This window comes from Arthrobacter sp. SAFR-179 (assembly GCF_059414945.1).
Genome location: NZ_JBPFDM010000004.1, coordinates 189487 through 209429, shown reverse-complemented (window position 1 = coordinate 209429; position 19943 = coordinate 189487). Strand labels below are relative to the sequence as shown.

Below are 19943 nucleotides of genomic sequence, written 5' to 3'. Positions count from 1 at the left end.
ACAGGGGGCCCGGGCTTTGGGGTGCCGATACCGTCCCCAGATCAGCCGCGCGTGATGCTCAGATTGGAGAAGAACGCCTCGGTTCCAATGTCGACCCACAGGCCAATCTTCCCGCTGGCCGGCATGGCCTTGGTTTCAGCCCCAGCCAGGGCCTCCACCCCATTGATGCCGACGCGAAGGCGCTGGTCCTCCACTTCGACGCGCAGGTGCATCCACTCGTCCGGGCCGATGTCGGCCCGAGCCTCATAGCGGCCATCGGGGTATTCAACGCGAAGGCGTTCGAAGTCCCATTCGGGATAGGCGAAATACTGCACGCCGCGATTCACACGTGGACCTGGTGGATTGAGCTTCGCGCCATTTAGCGGTCGGACATAGACAGACTCAAAGCGGTCGGCGTCGTCGGAAATTCGGTAGGCGATACCGGCGAAGGCACGCGCGTAGTCGGGGGCGTCCGCAGTCAGGCGGCTCAATATGTCGACCTCAATGACACCGTTCTCAAATGCAGCCGGCAGCAGGACAAAGGTGGGCTGGTCGATGTAATCGACTCCGGGGACCCCCGCTGCCGCCTCGCCGGTCAGTCCCACCCGGAGGCCCTTGCGGCCCTCGATCTCGCCGGCAAATGCCGTAACGGATCTCAGCGAAGCTCCCCCTGGCAGTCTGTCCAAAGGCAGAAAAGTGCTGCCCGCGTTGACGTCAGTCATGAATATGTCCCTCCACTGTGACCACAAGCTTGCCGGATACGGACCCATCCTCCATGTCCTGGTGCGCTTGGACGATCTCGTCGAACCTGTAAACCTTGCCGATGGGGACTGAGACGCGTCCGGCTTCCACGGCATCCAGGAATTCCTGCAGGACAGGTGCAGGAAGGTCGCTGGCGCCACCGGAGTAGGCGGTCAACCGCACCCCGTTCGGAATGAAATCAATCGGATAGAAGTCCTTGACCGTCCATTCGTCTGAAAGCATTCCGGTGAAGCAGACAGTCCCGTGGACGGCGGTGGCCCTTAGCGTGTCTTGAAGTGTCGGTGTCCCGACCAGCTCCACTGCGCCGCCGACCCCGCCCGGGAAGATTCCGCGTACCTGTTCGGCAATCGAACCGGAATCAATCACCACGTGATCCGTGCCTGCGTCCAGGAGCGCCTGCGTTTTGGCTGGATTCCTAGTGGTGGCCACCACGGTGATGCCTTGGCGTTTGGCGAGGACGGCCAGGGCCATCCCTATGGATGAAGTGCCGCCGCGGATCAGCAGGCTGCTGCCAGGGGCGGCGTTTACGCCGACTGTCAGGGAGCCGTGTGCGGTTTGCAGCATCTCAGGCACGGCACCCAAAGTGGACCAGTCAAGGCTGCTTCTAAACGGGACCACGCTGGAGGCCGGCACGCTCACGTACTCGGCATAGCCGCCGTCGAAAGTTCTGCCCATGCCGCCCATCAGCGCGGCGACCTGAGTGCCTTCGGCCACCTCACCGCCCGGAGCCTCTACTACAACACCGGTTGCTTCAAGCCCGGGGATGCGCGGGAAGGATCCGAATGAGCCCAGTCCCCTGCGGAAATGAAGCTCCGAGCGGTTAAGGCCAAAAGCGTGGACTTTGATCAGCACCCAACCAGGCCTGGCAACAGGCCGGGGCACTACCCGGATCTTGAGAGCTTCGGGCGCTCCCGGGCCGTCAAGGACGATTGCGTGCATGTGCTCAGGCATGGTTGTGTGCTCCCTTTGATTCGGTTTGCAGGTCACCCAGCTCAGGTGAACTGTCCGCCGCCGACATGTCGGAATGCCCTCCCGCGGTTTCAGGCCCGCGGCGAATTGCGGGTATCGCGGCAACGCCGACGGCTGCAATCAGTACTCCGGGTACCAGTGGCCACGCGCTGGTTTCAGTCAGCGACTGAACCACATAGGGCGCGATGCCGCCGAATATGGTGGTGGCAATGGTCCCGCCGATTGCCAGCGCGGTGAGGCGGCCCCTGACGACAAACTGCTCCGGAATTGCTGATGCGCCCACTGCACTCAGGCTGCCGGCCAGGCACGAAAGAACCACGACGGCGGCAATGGCCAAGGGTGCGGTGGGGTAACCGGCGGCAGCGAACATGGGAACGGGCAGAAGAACGGCCGCCACCGCTAGGACGAGCAGGGTCCGGCGACGCCCGTATCGGTCGGACAACCAGCCGGCGGCCGGCGAGGCAACAACCACGACGGCGGCGGAAAGCGTTGCCAGGGCAAGCGCGGAAGATTCGGCCCAGCCCTGAACGGAAACCAGGTATGTGGGCAGGTAGACAATGCCTACGTAGTACGTTGCGGAAACAAGCCCGGAGATGACGAAGGTGCGGATAATGGCCCGCCATTGCCGCCCCACAACCTGTGGAATCGATTCCCGGGTTTCCTCTGCGCGGCTCTGCGCAAAGAGCGGGGTTTCGTGGAGGCCGGTGCGCAGCAAGAGGATCAAGGCAGCGAGTAGACCGCCGACAATGAATGGAATCCGCCAACCCCACGCATCCATCTGTGCCGCAGGAAGGGCAGCGATGGTGGCCGCTGCGACACCGGCAGCGAGCAGCGCTCCGATTTCGCTCGCCGCGGCGGCCAGTGAGGTGACGAGCCCACGCTTTCCCGGGCTGCTGCTTTCCAGGAGATAGGTCATGACGCCCGTGTATTCACCACCCACCGAAAATGACATCAGGCATCTCAGTGCGAGAAGCCAGGCCGCGGCGGATTCACCAATCTGCGCGTAGGTCGGCAGGACAGCAGTGCCCAGTGTGGCCAGCAGCATCAACGCCATGGATGCCAGCAGAACGGGCCGGCGGCCCCAACGGTCCCCCACGTATCCAAAGACGAGGCCGCCTATCGGCCGGAGGAGGTAGGAAACGGCAAACGTTGCAAGTGTCATAAGGACCCCCGTGGGGCTGTCACCGAAGAACACCCGTGAAAGGACGGCGCTGAGGTAAAGGAACAACGTGAAGTCGTACCATTCCACCACGGTGGAGACAACAGCGATAGCGAGCCGGCCCCGGGGAACGGTGGCTTGAGCCACAAGGGGCATGGGCGAAGACGGCATGGGAGGATCCTTCGACGGCGAAAACGGAGCAATACCTCTAAACGAGGTATGCATCAGGGAACGTTACCTCGTTTCGATGTATTCCCATCCGCTAGCATTGTTGTCGTGCTCGAACTGATGATCCTGGGCTTCCTCGCCGAAGGCCCCCTCCATGGTTACCAACTCCGGCGCAAGATGAATGAACTCTACGGTTTCGCAAAGGAGATCAGTGACGGGAGCCTGTATCCCGCCATTCAAAGGCTCATCAAAGCGGGTGCCATTGTGCAGCGCATCGAGAACGGGCGCGCGGCCCAGCGCCACACACTCGAACTCACCCCTAAGGGCCGGGAAGACCTTCAGCAACGGCTTCGCAGCGCTTCGGGCGGAGATGTCAGCGACCTGGGGCGGTTTATGGTGATCCTTGCCTTCCTGTCCCAACTTCCCGACGTCGAAGACCAGCACGAGGTACTCGAGCGGCGGCTGAAATTCCTCGAGGCACCCGCCAGCTTCTTCTACGAAAACGGCAAACCTTTGCGAAGCGCGGATATCCAGGACATCTACCGCCAAGGAATGCTGGCCATTGGCAAAGCAGCGAGCCGGGCGGAAATAGCTTGGCTCCGCCGTACCCTGGGTGCCTCCGCGAAATAGGAGCCCTCACAATGGGTGTTTCTACCGCTCCCTAAACGGTCATGTTTATTGCCCGATATGCATCAATACGGCCAATTTTGGTATTTCCCCTCGGGCAACCTGGCGCAATACCGTGAAGACTCACGGGAAACGCCATCGGATTACCCACGGCGGCCAACATCCGAGGTGGGATTACGGTGGCCTCCCTCCCGGTTCCGACAAGCGGCACGACTGATGCAGCTGCTACGGACAAGCCGGGAAGGACTCCCGCAGGTCACGGGCACCCAAACAAAGGAGTTTTGAGCAATGGCTGGACGAGTTGACGGTAAAAGGATATTGATCAGCGGCGCAGGTAGCGGAATGGGCCGGTCGGTTGCCCGGCGCCTGGCGGAAGAGGGGGCCAAGCTGACGATCTTTGACCTCAACGCTGAGGCGGCCAATCAAGCAAGGGATGAAATCGTTTCCGCAGGCGGCACAGCAATTTCGACTTCCGGCAACGTGGTCAATCGGGCGGACGTTGCGGCCGCAGTCGCAGCGGGCGTTGAGGCATACGGCGGCTTGGATGTCATGTTCGCTATTGCCGGCATCATCAAACCCCTCCATTTCCTGGATGTGACGGAGGAAAACTGGCGGGCTACCCTCGATGTCAACGGCCTCGGCTCCTTGATCTGCCAGCAGGAAGCGGCCAAACAAATGATTTCGCAGGGGACCGGGGGCAAGCTCATCCTCACGTCATCGATCGCAGGTCGCCAGGGATACCCAAACTTCGCCGCTTACTGCGCCAGCAAGTTCGCGGTCAACGCGCTGGTGCAGGCAGCAGCCCGGGGACTGGCCGAACACCAGATCACGTGCAACGCCTTTGCACCGGGCGTGGTGGACACGCCACTGTGGCGCAAGCTCGACCTCGACATCATGGAGCTCGGAGACACCTCCGCGCCCGGGCAGGCCTTCAACGAATTTTCAGGGTCGATACTTGCCGGTCGCGCCGGCACACCCGAGGACGTCACCGGAACGGCACTCTACTTGGCATCGGAGGATTCCGATTACATGACCGGCCAGGTCGTCATGATCGACGGCGGCATGGTCCTCGTGTAGCTTCCCAGAGCAAAGCCAACGCACCAACGACAGAGGCATCACCGAGCCACGGTTCGGTGATGCCCTTGTCGTTAGAAGCGGCAGTCAATTATTCCCAACAGAACATCAATACAGCCCGGAATAAGTATTGGACCAGAGGTAATGCCTGGTGGGATGGTTGATGCATCGACGAGCATTCAAAGGAGAGCCGTGACGATTCAAACCAGCCCTAACCTCGACTGGCCCCAGATGGCCGGCAGCCACACGTCCCTTGACGAGGTGCCGGCTTCCGACGTCTTCGGCCGTAAGGGAAGCGGCCCCCTGTCCAGTGTACTGGTTGCTGATTTCGGCCGCGTACTGGCCGGTCCCTACTGCACCATGCTGCTGGCAGACATGGGCGCAACGGTGGTCAAGATCGAGAGCCCTGACGGCGACGAAACCCGGGCGTGGAAGCCTCCTGTCAGGGACGGCGAGTCCACGTATTACCTGTCGATCAACCGCAACAAGGGATCTATCGCCCTGGACCTAAGGGACGAGGATGATCGCAGGATTGCCCAGGACATCGCCCAGCGGGCCGACGTCATGGTTGAGAACTTCAAACCTAACTGCCTGGAACGGTACGGCCTGGATTATGATTCCGTGGCAAAAACGAATCCAGAAGTGATTTATGCATCCATCACCGGCTTCGGTACGGCAGGAGGTGCTTCACTTCCGGGATATGACCTGCTTGTCCAGGCGCTGTCCGGCCTGATGAGCCTTACGGGCGCACCCGATACCCCGGCATACCGCTCGGGTGTTGCCGTGTTCGACGTGATCACCGGCCTGCACGCGGCCATCGGGATACTCGCCGCCCTTCATGAGCGGTCGCAAACGGGCCGGGGGCAGCAGATCGAAGTCAACCTCATGTCATCCGCGCTGTCCGGAATGGTGAACCAGACCGCCGGCTATCTGTTGAGCGGCACCCTCCCGACAAGGCTGGGAAACGAACATCCCAGCATCTACCCCTACGAGCCGCTGCCCACGGGCGAAGGCGACATCGTCATTGCCATCGGCAACGATCCCCAGTTCCGCAAGCTGTGCCAAACCCTTGACCTCCCGCAGGTGAGCCTCGATGCCCGGTTCGCAACGGCGCCGGCCCGCAGCCTGAACCGCGAAGAACTCCGGCCTGTGTTGCAGGCGGCCCTTAGCAAAGCATCTTCTACACAGTGGTTCGACGTTCTCACCCGGGCTGGAATTCCCTGCGCCCCGATCAACGACGTTCGCCAAGGGCTCGATTTCGCTGAACGCATTGGACTGGAGCCCGTCGTCACCATTGGTCAAGGCAGGGATGCCATCCCCACCGTCCGGAATCCGATCACTTTCTCGGAGACACCCGTCAGCTACGACCTCGTTCCCCCAGCTCATGACGGGAACCGGGACCAGGTTCTTGCCTGGCTTGAGACGGGAAAGCAAACCAAAACACACCGGCGGCCTGCATCCGCATCACAACGAAAGGTTCAACGATGACCACCACAGCCGACCGGCAGACGGCAACCTCTGATTACTTCCGTTTGGACGACGATCTCACTGCTGACGAGATCGCTATCCGCGACAAGGTCCGCGCGTTTGCCGAGAACCGTGTACTTCCGGTTATCAACGCCTACTGGGAAAAAGCCGAATTTCCCGAGGAACTGCTCGAACCGTTGGCTGGGCTGGGTATCATAGGAACCACGATCAAGGGCTACGGTTGCCCCGGTATGAGCCGCAAAGCCGCCGGAATGGTGGCACGCGAAATGGCCCGCGCCGATGGGAGCCTCAACACGTTCCTCGGGATCCATTCAAACCTCTGCATGGGCGCCCTTAACCTCCTGGGCAGCGCCGAGCAGCGGGAACGCTGGCTCCCGCCCCTGGCCAGGATTGAAAAGACCGGCGCCTTCGCACTGACCGAACCGGAACACGGTTCGGATTCCGTGGCTCTGGAGACCGCGGCCCGGCGCGACGGAGACTCCTGGGTGCTCACGGGCCGCAAACGCTGGATCGGCAACGGCCACGCCGCCGACGTCATCGTCCTGTTCGCTCGAAACACGGCAGATGGAAACGTCAACGCATTCGTTATCGAAAAGGACGCCGCGGGCCGGTACCCCGAGGGCTACTCCCCCACAGTCATCTCTGGCAAGGTTGGCAAGCGTGCCATCCTCCAGGCCGACATCGAAATCACGGAAATGCGGATCCCCGACGCCAACAGGCTGGAATTGTGCCATTCCTTCCGCGATGTCTCCCGGGTGCTCCAGGCAACACGGGGCGGCGCGGCATGGGAGGCGGTGGGCCACGCCATGGCAGCCTTCGAGATTGCAGCGGATTACGCGCTCAGCCGCCACCAGTTCGGAAAACCGATCGCTTCCTACCAACTGGTCCAGCACCGGCTGGCCAACATGCTCAGCGAACTGACCACCATGCAACTGCTCTGTACCCGCATGGCCGAACTCGCCGACCAGGACAAGCTCACCAACGCCATGGCCTCGATGGTGAAGATGGCCACCGCCCAAAAGGGCAAGTGGATCTGCAACGAAGCACGGGACTTGCTGGGCGGCAATGGACTGCTGCTGGAAAACCATGTTGTCCGCCACATGACCGACATGGAAGTCGTCTCAACCTATGAAGGCACCGACTCGATGCAGGCCCTCATCGTAGGCCGCGACATCACCGGAATTTCCGCGTTCAACTAGACCGTAATCCGGCACAAAACAGCACATCACACACCCATGATTGGAACACCCATGCCTGAGGCCTTCTTGATCGGCGGGGCACGCACCCCCGTCGGCCGCTACGGCGGCGCCCTGTCCTCCATCCGCCCCGACGACCTCGCCGCACTCACCGTGCGCGCCGCCGTCGAACGCGCCGGCATTGACCCGGGCGCCGTGGACGAGGTGATTCTCGGCAACGCCAACGGCGCCGGCGAGGAGAACCGCAACGTGGCCCGCATGGCATGGCTCCTCGCGGGGTTCCCGGACACCGTCCCCGGCATCACCGTCAACCGCCTCTGTGCCTCTGGGCTGAGCGCCATCATCATGGCGTCCCACATGGTCAAGGCAGGAGCGGCGGACATCGTGGTGGCCGGCGGCGTCGAATCCATGTCCCGCGCACCGTGGGTGATGGACAAGCCAGACAAGGCGTTCGCCAAGCCAGGCCCCGTCGTCGATACGTCCATCGGCTGGCGCTTCCCCAACCCCGCCTTCGTCTCCGGCGAACTCTCACGCGACGGCAAGGCCACCTACTCCATGCCGGAAACCGCCGAAGAAGTGGCCCGGGTCTACGGCATCTCCCGCGACGATTGCGACGAGTTCGCCGTCCGCTCCCACGAGCGCGCCCTGGCCGCCATCACCGCCGGGCACTTCGCTGACGAGATCGTCCCCGTGACGGTCAAGGGCCGCAAGGGCGCCGAAACTATCGTGGACACGGACGAAGGCCCCCGCCCCGGAACCACCCGCGACGTCCTGGCCGGGCTGCGGCCCGTGGTGAAGGGCGGCAGTGTAGTCACCGCCGGCAACGCCTCCACGCTCAACGACGGCGCCTCCGCGATCATCGTCGCATCCGAGGCCGCCGTCCAGAAGTACGGCCTCACGCCCCGGGCTCGCATCCTCGGCGGCGCGTCAGCGGGCGTGGCCCAGGAAATCATGGGCATCGGCCCGGTCCCGGCAACCCGCAAGGTCCTGGACCGGACCGGACTCGCTGTGGGCGACCTGGCCGCCGTCGAACTCAATGAAGCGTTCGCTTCGCAGGCGCTTGCCTGCATGCGCGAATTGAAGCTTGAGCCCGGCATCGTGAACAACGATGGCGGCGCCATCGCCCTGGGACATCCCCTCGGCTCGTCCGGGTCGCGGCTGGTCATCACCCTCCTGGGGCGCCTCGATCGCGAAGTCACCGAGGGCCGGAAGCTGGGCCTCGCCACCATGTGCGTGGGTGTCGGGCAGGGCACGGCGCTGCTGCTGGAGGGGCTGTGATGACGGAATTGACGTACGCCGCCGGCGCGGAGTTGGGTGCCGCGGGTTTCGCAACGCTGCAGATTGAGGAGCGGGAAGACCGATTGGCGGTGCGGCTCCACCGGCCGGACGTCCGCAATGCCATCGACCAGGCCATGGTGGATGAGCTGCACCTGGTGTGCGCGTACCTGGAGCGGACCCCGAAAATCCTGATCCTTTCAGGCACGCCCGGGAACCCGGATACCGGAGCCAAAGGCATCTTCGCCTCCGGCGCCGACATTGCGCAGCTGCGTGAACGCCGCCGGGACGACGCACTGGCCGGAATCAACTCCGGCATCTTCGACCGGATCGCAGGACTGCCCATGCCCGTCGTCGCCGCCTTGGACGGGTACGCCCTTGGCGGTGGCGCCGAACTTGCCTACGCGGCCGACTTCCGCATCGGCACGCCCGATTTGAGGATGGGCAACCCCGAGACGAACCTGGGCATCCTTGCAGCCGCGGGCGCCACCTGGCGCCTGAAGGAACTCGTCGGCGAGCCGCTCGCCAAGCACATCCTGCTCGCCGGCAAGGTCCTCACCGGCCAGGAATGCCTTGCCGTTGGACTGATCACCGAGCTCGTTGATCCGGACACCCTGATGGACGCCGCGCACGCGTTGGCAGATTCCATCGCCGCCCAGGACCCGCTGGCGGTCCGCATCACCAAATCCGTGTTCCACACCCCGCGGGAAGTCCACCCCGTCATCGACACCCTGGCCCAGGGCATGCTCTTCGAATCCCCGGCCAAGTTTGACCGCATGCAGGCATTCCTCGACCGGAAGAAGAAGTAGATATGAGCATCCCCGCAATTCCCGCCGGACTCCCCTCAAAGGTTGGTGTCCTCGGCGGCGGCCGGATGGGCGCCGGCATCGCCCACGCCTTCCTGGTCAAGGGTTCCGACGTCATTGTCGTTGAGCGTGACCAGGAAGCTGCGGACGCGGCCCGCGGGCGCGTCGAGGACGCCGTCGACAGGTCCCTGGCCCGCGGCCTGGCAGGCGAGGCGGCCGACTACACCTCCCGCTTGTCGGTGACCACGGACTACGCCTCCTTCGGTGACCGGGAACTGGTGGTGGAGGCCGTGCCCGAATTGTGGGACCTCAAAGTCTCATCCCTGCGCGCCGTCGAGGCCGAACTCGGCAACGGTGCCGTGCTGGCCTCCAACACGTCGTCCCTGTCCGTGAACGGCCTGGCTGACGAACTCGACCGTCCGCAGGACTTCCTCGGGCTGCACTTCTTCAACCCGGTCCCGGCCTCCACGCTCATCGAGGTGGTCGTGGGGAAGAAGACCTCCGAGCCGCTGGCGGCCGCGGCGCGCGACTGGGTGGAGGCACTCGGCAAGACCGCCGTCGTCGTCAATGATGCCCCAGGGTTCGCCTCATCCCGCCTGGGCGTGGCCATCTCCCTGGAAGCGATGCGGATGGTCGAAGAAGGCGTGGCCTCCGCCGAGGACATCGACAACGCTATGGTGCTGGGCTACAAGCACCCCACCGGGCCGCTGAGGACCACGGACATCGTGGGCCTGGACGTCCGGCTCGGCATCGCCGAATACCTGCATGAGACCCTCGGGGAACGGTTCGCACCCCCGCAGATCCTGCGCGAGAAGGTGGCCCGCGGCGAGCTCGGCCGCAAGACCGGAACGGGGTTCTTCAACTGGAGTTAGAGAACCGTTTCACCGCTCGATTCTTACTTTCCGTCTGCCTGGGCAAGCTCGAGTGATACTCTAAACTCAATAATGAGGGAAGGGATGCTGTGGAAATCAACCAGCTAGTCGCCTTTCTTGCCGTGGCGGAAGAACTGCATTTCGGCCGGGCCGCGGAGAGGCTCCACGTCGCGCAACCGCCCCTGAGCCGGACCATAAAGCAACTCGAAAATGAGCTGAATACGAGGCTGTTGGACCGGACAACCCGATCTGTGAAACTGACGTCCAGCGGTCGGGCGCTTGTGGGTCCGGCTACGGAAGTCCTCGATGCCCTGCGCCGCGCCGAAGACGCGGTCCGGTCGGCGGATGGCGGCGAATCCGGGCTCGTTCGCATAGCCTTCGCGGGCGCCTCCACGCATCAACTGGTTGCGCGGTTGGCACGTTTGGTGAGGGCACAACGGCCAGGCATACAGCTGGACCTTTCCAGCCAAAACTTCGCCCAACCCGCCATGACAAAGCTGGTGCAGGGCGAGACCGATGTCGCTTTCGGACGGTGGGATGTGATTCCGGCCGAAATCGCATCGGAAGTTGTGCTGCGGGACTCCCTGGTGATCGCACTCCCCGACACGCATCCGCTGGCAGGAGCGCGCCGGTTAGCGATCGCAAAGTTGGCCGCGGAAGCGTTCATCTCCTTGCCGTCCTACGAAGGCGCGGTGTTGCCCGACCGGCTTCGTCGGCTCGCACGCGACAACGGCTTTGTTCCCAATGTCATCCAGGTGGCACCCGACACGCAGACAGCGTTGGCTCTTGTCAGCGCGGAAGTGGGGTGCCACCTGACGTTGGCATCGGTGGCAGACAGTGCGACCGATCCACACGTAGTCTTCGTTCCCCTGGCGGACGCCACCGCAGACGTCGACCTCAGAGCCGCCTGGCGCCCGAACGATACGAATCCTGCAGTCAAGGCTGTTCTGCACGAAGTCATGAACCTGAGTAAGGTTTCCAGAAACCAGATCACCACAGGTGAAGCTGAATTCTCACATAGTCGCCTCGCCTGAATCGAGACCGAGCTGACGGAGACGGCGGTAAAGCGTCGTCCTGCCCATTCCTAGCAAATCCGCTGCCTCCGACTTGTTACCACCGGTGGCATCAAGGGCCTTGATAATGGCATCGCGCTCAGCAGTCTTCATCAGCGACAGGGGGCGCCGGGGAGGCGCCTGCTGAAGATGCTTTGGCAGATGCCGTCTTTCGATGACCGAAGCATTGACCGAGCGAACCAGATCGGTGACAGTCCTTGCCAACTCGGCCACATTGCCGGGCCAGTTCCACTGAACCAAGGACTGCAACGCAGCCGGGGACATCGTGTGCCGCGACCCAGCGTCGACTTCATTGAGAATCCTTGTCACCATCCCCGGAATGCGTTCCGGAGTTTGAGCCAGTGGCGCCGTCCGCACACTAATCCCCAAGGCGTCTATGAAGGCCTGGACTCCTTGGGACGCGTCTTCGCTGAACACCGTGACCAAAAGGCTTCCGGAACGATCACCAACTGTCCATCTCCTCTGCACCGCATCCACGATCCTGGAGAACACACTGAAGTCGTCGCCGCCGGCGTGTTCAAGCCTGCGTAGGAGGACATCCTTGCCTTGCTGCAAAAGTGACTCGACCTGGTCCCAGGGCGTAGGCACTTCAGCCGACATTACGAATACTTCGACTGGGCCCGATTTGCCCCACGTCGCTCGAAGGTCCAGGGCTGCCGTCGCCCGTCCGGTGCCGACTGGCCCCTCGACGACAGCGATCGCTTGCCCTGGGGCGGCCACGAGGGGACCGGACACGGAACGCGCACCGTTATTCAACAGGCCGGGCGCGGCTGGTCCGCCGCGCAGTGATGGCTCCAGCTCAGAGAAGTGAACAACAAAATGAACCCGCGGCCCGTCACTGACCCTGCGTGCCGCGATTTCGAGCATCGTTCCCTCGAGTTCGCGCCTGAGCGTCGGCGAGGAAGACCAGTTATGGGCGTTGAGCACTTCCCAAAGCATGACGTGGGAAGCAACATTCACATACGGCAGGCCCGGGGTATTGGCCAGGATCGATTCGTGGTCCAGCACGACCGTGGGCCGCTGGGAACTGGTAAAGCGCATGAACGACATCGCCAGCGCAAGGTCCTGGGGCCGCGCAGAGGTTCGAAGCCTCTCCTCGATCTGCTGGCTGATCTCCCGCGCCAGCGAGAGCATGATCGGATTTGCCGCTTGTATTGGCCCACCTAAGGCGATCGAACCCACCACAAGACCAGCCGGCGTATAGATGGGGGCGGCCGCGCAGGCGTTCGTTGCCAACGCGTCGCTGTAGTGCTGGCTTCCCTTGACGAACACTGGCCGCTTTTCCACCATCGACGTGCCCAGGGCATTCGTACCGATGGCGTCCTCGGAGTAGTCGAACCCCTCAGCTGCATGCATGTTGTCCAAGCGCCGGCGCTCACTGCTGTCGCTCGTCCGCCTGTCGACGATGCTGCCGCCGCGATCGCTCAGGAACAGGGTAGTTCCGGTGTCTTCCAGTTGATGCTGCCAGCGGTCAAGTACCGGCACAGCAGCCTTGCCCAGGAGTGTGTCGGTATCTACGTCGCGGTACCGTTGTGCAGGCCCTGAGGCTTCAACGGCGCTGCCGATCGATCGGCGCCAACTGCGGACGATAAGGTCCGGAACCGATTCGTCTGCCTGGTAGACCCCCGTTAGTCCGGCACGAATTAGTTTTTCACGTGCCTCCCGCACTGGATCAGTCATGTTGCACCTTTGCAGTTTCATCCCTCCCGGGCAAGCGAGCAGCGACAATTATTGCTCTCCGGGTATCAAAGCCGGTATTTCGGGCCCCGTCCCAGTGTTTCAAGTTGAAACACTCAGCCCCTCTTCCGCCGCCGCAGACTGGTTACACGAAGTGAATTATCTCACACCGTCCTATTAGCCGGAGGAGCACCATCATGGACAAAGTCGTCCCTAACGAGACCCAGCAGCTCGACGCACTCGTCGTAGGAGCCGGCTTCGGCGGCATCTACATGCTGCACAAGCTTCGCAACGAGCTCGGCCTTAACGCTGTGGCCATTGACCGGGCCGGAGGCGTTGGCGGCACCTGGTACTGGAACAAGTACCCGGGAGCCCTTTCCGATTCTGAAAGTTTTGTCTACCAGTACTCTTTTGACCGTGAGCTGTACCAGCAGACTCCGTGGGACACCAAGTACGTCCCCCAGGCTCAAATTCTCAAATACCTGAACGGGGTCGTCGACCGATACAGCCTCCGCCGCCATATCCAGCTTGAAACCGGAATGACGGAGGCCGAGTTCGACGAGGCTGCAGGAATCTGGACCGTTCGCACGGACCGCGGGGTTACCTTCCAGTCGCGATTCCTTGTCACGGGGCTGGGCCTGCTCTCTGCCACCAACCTGCCGAAGTTTCCGGGCATGGAAACCTTCAAAGGCCGCTTGGTCCACACGGGCGCTTGGCCCGAGGACCTGGATCTCACCGGCAAGCGGGTAGGTGTCATCGGCAACGGCTCCACAGGCAACCAAGTCATCACGGCCACGGCTCCGATCGCAGCTCATCTGACGTCATTCCAGCGCACGCCGCAGTACAGCGTTCCCGCAGGCAACCGCAAGCTCACGGAAGAGGAGCAGAGGGCCCACCGGGAGAACTTCGAGGCCAACTGGGATCAGGTCCGGAACTCTACCGTTGCCATGGGCTTCGAAGAAAGCACGGTCCCGACCTTCAGCGTTTCCCCCGAAGAACGGGAGCGGATTTACCAGCGGGTCTGGGAGGAAGGAGGCGGTTTCCGCTTCATGTTCGAGACCTTCTCGGATATTGCCACGGACCCTGAGGCCAACGAAGAAGCCGCGAAATTCATTCGTCGCAAGATTGCCGAGATCGTCAAGGATCCGGAAACACGCCGTAAGCTGACGCCGACCGACCTCTACGCCCGCAGGCCATTGTGCGATTCCGGATACTACGAAACGTTCAACCGGCCGAACGTATCCCTTGTCAACGTCAAGGAAAACCCCATCGAGCGGGTAACTGAAGAGGGCATCGTCACAGCTGATGGCGTCCTTCACGAACTGGACGTACTCATCTGCGCAACGGGCTTCGACGCCGTGGACGGCAACTACGTGCGCGTCAATATCCGCGGACGTGGGGGCGAAACCCTGAAGGAACATTGGGCTGACGGACCGACCAGCTACCTCGGCATGGCAACCAACGGCTTCCCCAACATGTTCATGATCCTGGGACCGAACGGCCCCTTCACCAACCTGCCGCCGTCAATCGAGGCGCAGGTCGAGTGGATCAGCGAAACCATCGATCACGTCTCGACCTCGGGAAGGGTATGGATTGAGGCCAAGGCCCAGACGGAGTCCGACTGGACTGAAACCTGCTCCGACATTGCCCACCAGACGCTCTTCCCCCAGGCAGCATCATGGATCTTCGGCGCTAACATTCCGGGCAAAAAGCGCGCCGTCATGTTCTACCTCGGCGGGATCAAGCAGTACCGGTCCATCCTCTCCGACGAAGCTTCGAACAAGTACCCGAACTTCGCAACCGATGCGGACATCCTGGCTCCTGCCTGAAAAGGTCGCTGGCAGCCCGGGAAGGACAAGGCCAGCCACCCTTCCCGGGCTGCCCCAACATGATGAAAGTCTTTCAATGAAGAAATATGCAACTGTTGATCCGACGAGTGGCATCGTGGTTCAGGAATTTGACACCATGACCGACTCGGAGGTGGCGGCTTCCCTGAAGCGCTCCTACAAGGCCTATCAGTCCTGGCATGCAAAGGACCTCGCCGAACGCTGCGCCCTCCTGCAACGGATAGCGGACCTGCACCGGCAGCACTCCATCGACCTTGCCAAGCTCATGGCGCTGGAGATGGGCAAGCCCATCTCGCAGGCAAGAACCGAAGTCGAATTGTCCGCCGCCATTTTTGAGTACTACGCCACCTCCGGAGAACAACTCCTCGCAGACGAGGAACTGGATATCGCGGGAGCCGGCCGGGCCCTGGTTCGAACAGCGCCCATTGGGCCGCTCCTTGGCGTCATGCCGTGGAACTTCCCTTACTACCAGGCAGCACGGTTCATCGCCCCTAATTTGCTGCTGGGAAACACGATTCTGCTCAAGCATGCGAGCAACTGCCCGCAGCAGGCATTGCGGATCGAGGACATCATCCGTGCCGCCGGTGCGCCTGACGGGGTCTACCAGAACATATTCGCCACGTCGGGTCAGGTGGCGGACCTCATCGCCAGCCCGGAACTGCAAGGCGTATCCCTCACCGGTTCCGAAAAGGCCGGCAGCGCCATCGGCGCGCTGGCGGGACAGCACCTGAAGAAATGCGTCCTTGAGCTCGGAGGGTCAGACCCGTTCCTGGTGCTTCCCTCAGCCGACGTGGACAAGGCTGCCGCCGCGGCTGCCGCAGGCCGGTTCGGGAATGCCGGCCAGGCGTGCACATCCTCGAAGAGGCTGATCGTCGACTCCGCCAATTGGGATTCTTTCCTTGACGCGTTCCTTGCAAAGGCAGCGGAATGGCAAATCGGTGACCCCATGAGCGAGGACACCCGTCTTGGTCCGATGTCTTCCGCCCAAGCGAGGGCAGAACTCGCCGAACAGGTCGACGATGCGGTAGCCAAGGGGGCCACCGTCCACCTTGGCGGGTATATCCCCGAAGGCCGCGGTTCTTTCTACCCGGCCACCGTGCTGTCCGGCGTCACTCCGGACATGCGCGCGTACCGCGAAGAACTGTTCGGACCAGTAGCCGTACTCCACCGGGTCAACTCCGTCGATGAAGCAATCGCACTGGCCAACGACTCGCCCTACGGCCTCGGCAGCGCCGTGTTCACAAACGACGACAAGCAGGCCGCCTACGTCACCGACCGCCTGGAAGTGGGCATGGTGGGAATCAACACCACTATCAAGAGTGCTCCCGACCTGCCCTTCGGTGGCGTCAAGAGCTCGGGCATTGGCCGGGAATTGGGCAAGTACGGCCTGAACGAGTTCGCCAATAAAAAGCTTGTCCGCACCATCTAGAACTGGACACACATTCGAGGAGGCGCTATGCGCGCAGCGGTGTACTACGGCAAGAACAAAGTTGAAATCGAGGACGTCCCGGAACCCACTCCGGGCGAGGGCCAGGTAAAGATCAAAGTCAGCCGTAACGGCATCTGTGGCACTGACCTCCACGAGTATTACGACGGCCCCATCTTCATCCCGCCCAGCGCGCCACATCCGCTCACAGGCAAATGCCTGCCCCTTACACTGGGCCACGAATTCTCAGGGGTGGTCACGGAAGTCGGCCGGGGTGTCACCGAAGTCCATCAAGGTGACCGCGTCGTCGTGGAGCCCATCTACCGGTGCGGCGAATGTCGGCCCTGCAGGACGGGCCTTTACAACCTGTGCAACGTGATCGGTTTCCATGGACTGATGGCAGATGGTGGCATGGCTGAATACACCGTCGTCCCCGTCAACCAAGTCCATAAGCTTCCCGACAATGTCACCCTTGAGATGGGGGCACTCGTCGAACCGATGTCCGTTGCCTACCACGCAGCCACCCTGGGAGAAGTCAACGATCAAAGCAGGGCACTCATTTACGGAGCAGGACCCATCGGCATCGGCCTCTGGTTTGCCCTGTGCGGAATGGGACTCACAGAAATTGACGTCGTCGAACCCTCCGAGACGCGCCGCAAGTCAATCGAGGCCCTCGGTGCCCGCACCCTGGACCCAACAAAGGAGGACGTCACGGCGCTCATAGCCGACCGGACCAACGGCGACGGAGTAGACGCCGCCTTTGACGCCGCAGGAGTCGCCCCCGCTGTTAAGTCAGCCCTCGAATGCCTCGGGGAACGCCGCCCCCTCATCAGCGTGGCCATCTACGAAAAGCCGCTGCCAACCCCCCTGATCAATCTTGTCCTCAGGGAACGCCGCATCCAAGGCACCATCTGCTACACCAGCGCCGACTACTCCGCCGTCATCGACCTCATGGCCAAGGACCACTACAACACCACAGGATGGGTCGAAGACATACCCCTCACCGGAGTCGTCGAACACGGCTTCGAGCAACTCCGCGCAGGCAGAAAAATGAAACTACTCGTGGACCCCGCGGGCTGAACCCAGCGCCACGCGTTGCGTTGATAGAGGATGACCAAAGCTGGGCCCGCCACTGCGGGCCCAGCTTTTCCTCTGCGCGGGAATAAAATACCTCGAATCGAGGGTTTCAGACTAAGGTATTCCAACCGATCCCCCGAGCAATACGAAACAGGAGACTCCATGGCCAACGTTCCCCCTACTGCCGGCAATACAGCACTACTGCTGGTAGATCTTCAGAATGACAACGCCCATCCGGAGGGCGCTTTCGCCTCCTTTGGGGCAGCCGACCACGCCCGTGAGCAGGGCCTGGTCCCCCACGTGCGGCAGCTGCTCGAGTGGGCACGAGGCAATTCAATGCCGGTCATCCACAACCGCATCGTGTTCTACCCTGGCGGCAAGTATGGCGGCACCAATGCCCCCATCTTCCAGATGATCGGCCCGGAGTCACTGAAACTGGGGTCCTGGGGCGCAGATGCTTTGGAAGGCTTAGAGGCACTTCCGGACGAGCCCGTCTTAATCCGCAACAGAATGAGCAGCTTCAACGGCACCGGCCTGGACGTGCTGCTGCGGAACGCGGGAGTGAATACGGTTGTCGTGGCAGGAGTTTGGACCAACATGGCCGTGGAACACACGGTGCGTGACGCGGCAGACCACGGCTATCGAGCGGTCCTCGCGACGGACGCAACATCAAGCATCAACGCAGACTGGCACGCGGCGGCACTGTCCTATGCCTTGACGAACATCGCCGAGTTCCGGACGACCGCGGAGATTACCGGGGCAATGCTCCACGCATAGGGCCTGGCCCCTCAGCAGCTCCACCGCCCGGCTTTCCGGGCCAGGGTAAAACCTTGGGCGCCGGGCTTACGACCGTTTTGCCGCGGAACAAGGAGGGTGGCCAGCCAAGGGCGGGCCACCCTTCTTCGCGCCTTGAGGTTTTCGTCACAAAATGTCACCGACCAGAGCTTGTGGCGAAGCGCACAGTACCGTAATAATGAATAGTCACTATTAGCTATTTAGCTACGGCAAACCTTGCACTTCGCCTTCCGGCGCCCAAATCTCGGAGACATAGATGTCCATCGGAAACCACAACGTCCTTGCCCCCCGCACGCGCGGGCAGCGTCCCACCGGCCTAGCATGCGGAGAAAGGCCTACAGAACCCAAAGGACCGTTGTTCATAGCGGCCCTGGCACTTGCCCAACTGACCCTGTTCATTGCCCTCCTGGGACCCGTCATGGTCTCGATGGCCTTGAAAGTCTCAACGCTTACCGAAGATCCCACGTCGCGGACAAGCATCGTCGGTTCCGTCCTGGGTATTGGTGCCCTCGCCGCCGTCATTGGCAATGCTGTGTTCGGCCGACTCTCTGACCGCACGACGTCCCGGTTCGGCCGCCGCCGGCCGTGGTTGATCGGCGGCACCCTTGTCATGGCTGCAGCGCTGTTCGTGATCAGCCAGGCCACCAGCCCTGAGGTACTAATGCTCGGCTGGTTCGTCGCACAGCTCGGAGCCAACGCAGCCATCAGCCCGTTTGTCGCCACCCTGGCAGATCAGTTGCCCGAAAAGCAGTATGCCAGTGTTTCTGCCACTATCGGCGTGATGCAAAACGTCGGAATCCTGGCGGCCACGTGGTTCGCATCCCTCTTCGCGACCGACATGCTGCTGCTCTTCATGGCACCTGCTGCCGTTGGCGTCGTCGGTATGGTGATCTACGCACTCGTCCTGCCAGACCCCGTTCTGGAAACACGCCCGGCAAAATTCACTGCCAAGGAGCTCGTACAGTCCTTTTGGGTCAACCCGATAAAGCACCGCGATTACGGTTTTGCCTGGTGGTCAAGGTTCCTGATCTTCCTGTCCAGCTTCATGTTCACTTCATTCCGCCTTCCCTTCATCGTGGACCGGCTGCACCTTGAAACAGCCCAGGCAGCCGGCGCAGTCTTCATGGGAGTGCTCGTATATACGGTGGCCCTGGTGCCGGCGAGCTACCTGGCCGGATGGTTGTCCGACCGCACCGGCCACCGAAAGCTCCCGGTCGCTGTGGCTACCGCCCTTTTCGCCGTCGGTACGTATGTCCTCGTCCACGTGGAAAGCGTTGAACAGTTCTACCTCGTCGAGGCTTTGCTGGGTGTCGCCTTCGGCATTTACGCAAGCGTGGATATGGCATTGGTACTGGAAGTCCTCCCTAACGCCAACAGCACCGCGAAGGATCTGGGCGTCTTCAACATGGCCAATGCAGCGCCGCAGTCCCTGGCGCCTTTTGCAGGCGCCTGGCTCCTGACCGTTGGGGCAGCGGCAACACCCAACTATGGCCTGCTGCTGGGTGCTGCTGCAGCAGCAGCGCTCGCCGGAGCTCTCGTCATCCTGCCCATCAAGGGAGTTAGGTAGCACCGCCCTGTACGCCCCGGCATCCATCCGGCCGTAGGCTGTTATGGATTGCACGCGTACCGGACTTTCTTTGAGAGTTTTTCCGGCGCCTCCCGCGTGGCAATCC

General features: G+C 62.2%; 17 protein-coding genes. 13 read left to right on the top strand and 4 right to left on the bottom strand.

The genetic code is table 11. The features are described from left to right. Positions 1-41: 41 nt before the first annotated feature. From ACR65K_RS09755 to ACR65K_RS09745, 3 genes are read right to left on the bottom strand one after another with little or no spacing between them, the layout of a single operon-like run. Complete coding sequence (locus ACR65K_RS09755) at positions 42-701, bottom strand: 3-keto-alpha-glucoside-1,2-lyase-like domain-containing protein (protein WP_440152520.1); 660 nt, start codon at positions 699-701, stop codon at positions 42-44. Further along, on the bottom strand, positions 694-1692 hold the full coding sequence (locus ACR65K_RS09750; protein ID WP_440152519.1) for a zinc-binding alcohol dehydrogenase family protein: 999 nt from the start codon (positions 1690-1692) through the stop codon (positions 694-696). Before ACR65K_RS09750 ends, ACR65K_RS09755 begins: the two co-directional genes overlap by 8 nt. Further along, a complete protein-coding gene (locus tag ACR65K_RS09745; RefSeq protein ID WP_440152518.1) occupies positions 1685-3040 on the bottom strand; it encodes an MFS transporter in 1356 nt (451 codons plus the stop codon). Before ACR65K_RS09745 ends, ACR65K_RS09750 begins: the two co-directional genes overlap by 8 nt. Before the next feature lie 48 nt (positions 3041-3088). On the opposite strand from ACR65K_RS09745, the gene ACR65K_RS09740 reads away from it, so the two are divergent. From ACR65K_RS09740 to ACR65K_RS09705, 8 genes are all read left to right on the top strand, one after another. Further along, positions 3089-3667 carry a PadR family transcriptional regulator gene (locus ACR65K_RS09740; protein ID WP_440152517.1) on the top strand — a complete coding sequence of 193 codons (579 nt, stop codon included), beginning with the start codon at positions 3089-3091 and terminating at the stop codon, positions 3665-3667. 315 nt (positions 3668-3982) lie between these two features. Then, complete coding sequence (locus ACR65K_RS09735) at positions 3983-4741, top strand: SDR family oxidoreductase (RefSeq protein ID WP_440152516.1); 759 nt, start codon at positions 3983-3985, stop codon at positions 4739-4741. A gap of 189 nt (positions 4742-4930) precedes the next feature. After that, entirely contained in the window at positions 4931-6226 is a 1296-nt protein-coding gene (locus ACR65K_RS09730; RefSeq protein ID WP_440152514.1) for a CaiB/BaiF CoA transferase family protein, read from the top strand. Then, a complete protein-coding gene (locus ACR65K_RS09725; RefSeq protein WP_440152513.1) occupies positions 6223-7425 on the top strand; it encodes an acyl-CoA dehydrogenase family protein in 1203 nt (400 codons plus the stop codon). The genes ACR65K_RS09730 and ACR65K_RS09725 overlap by 4 nt, the downstream gene beginning before the upstream one ends. 51 nt (positions 7426-7476) lie before the next feature. Next, complete coding sequence (locus ACR65K_RS09720; protein WP_440152512.1) at positions 7477-8700, top strand: thiolase family protein; 1224 nt, start codon at positions 7477-7479, stop codon at positions 8698-8700. After that, positions 8700-9506: an enoyl-CoA hydratase/isomerase family protein gene (locus tag ACR65K_RS09715; RefSeq protein WP_440152510.1), complete on the top strand. Its 807-nt coding sequence runs from the start codon at positions 8700-8702 to the stop codon at positions 9504-9506. The genes ACR65K_RS09720 and ACR65K_RS09715 overlap by 1 nt, the downstream gene beginning before the upstream one ends. 2 nt (positions 9507-9508) lie before the next feature. Further along, positions 9509-10375, top strand: coding sequence for a 3-hydroxyacyl-CoA dehydrogenase family protein (locus ACR65K_RS09710; RefSeq protein WP_440152509.1), 867 nt, complete (start codon positions 9509-9511; stop codon positions 10373-10375). 89 nt (positions 10376-10464) lie between these two features. After that, on the top strand, positions 10465-11409 hold the full coding sequence (locus ACR65K_RS09705) for a LysR family transcriptional regulator (RefSeq protein ID WP_440152508.1): 945 nt from the start codon (positions 10465-10467) through the stop codon (positions 11407-11409). On the opposite strand, the gene ACR65K_RS09700 is transcribed toward ACR65K_RS09705, so the two are convergent. Continuing rightward, positions 11389-13128 (bottom strand): helix-turn-helix domain-containing protein, encoded by a 1740-nt coding sequence (locus ACR65K_RS09700; RefSeq protein WP_440152506.1) that lies wholly within the window; start codon positions 13126-13128, stop codon positions 11389-11391. The two genes, ACR65K_RS09705 and ACR65K_RS09700, sit on opposite strands and share 21 nt — an antisense overlap. A 194-nt stretch (positions 13129-13322) precedes the next feature. On the opposite strand from ACR65K_RS09700, the gene ACR65K_RS09695 reads away from it, so the two are divergent. From ACR65K_RS09695 to ACR65K_RS09675, 5 genes are all read left to right on the top strand, one after another. Further along, on the top strand, positions 13323-14954 hold the full coding sequence (locus ACR65K_RS09695; RefSeq protein ID WP_440152504.1) for a flavin-containing monooxygenase: 1632 nt from the start codon (positions 13323-13325) through the stop codon (positions 14952-14954). Positions 14955-15030: 76 nt separating this feature from the next. Further along, the gene (locus tag ACR65K_RS09690; protein ID WP_440152503.1) at positions 15031-16401 is read left to right on the top strand and encodes an NAD-dependent succinate-semialdehyde dehydrogenase; all 1371 of its coding nucleotides are present in this window, start codon (positions 15031-15033) and stop codon (positions 16399-16401) included. A 27-nt stretch (positions 16402-16428) separates the two neighbouring features. Continuing rightward, positions 16429-17478, top strand: a complete 1050-nt coding sequence (locus tag ACR65K_RS09685) for a 2,3-butanediol dehydrogenase (RefSeq protein WP_440152502.1) — start codon at positions 16429-16431, stop codon at positions 17476-17478. 159 nt (positions 17479-17637) lie between these two features. After that, a complete protein-coding gene (locus ACR65K_RS09680) occupies positions 17638-18252 on the top strand; it encodes a cysteine hydrolase family protein (RefSeq protein WP_440152501.1) in 615 nt (204 codons plus the stop codon). Between the two features lie 373 nt (positions 18253-18625). After that, positions 18626-19837 carry an MFS transporter gene (locus ACR65K_RS09675; RefSeq protein ID WP_440152500.1) on the top strand — a complete coding sequence of 404 codons (1212 nt, stop codon included), beginning with the start codon at positions 18626-18628 and terminating at the stop codon, positions 19835-19837. The last annotated feature ends 106 nt before the right edge of the window (positions 19838-19943 follow it).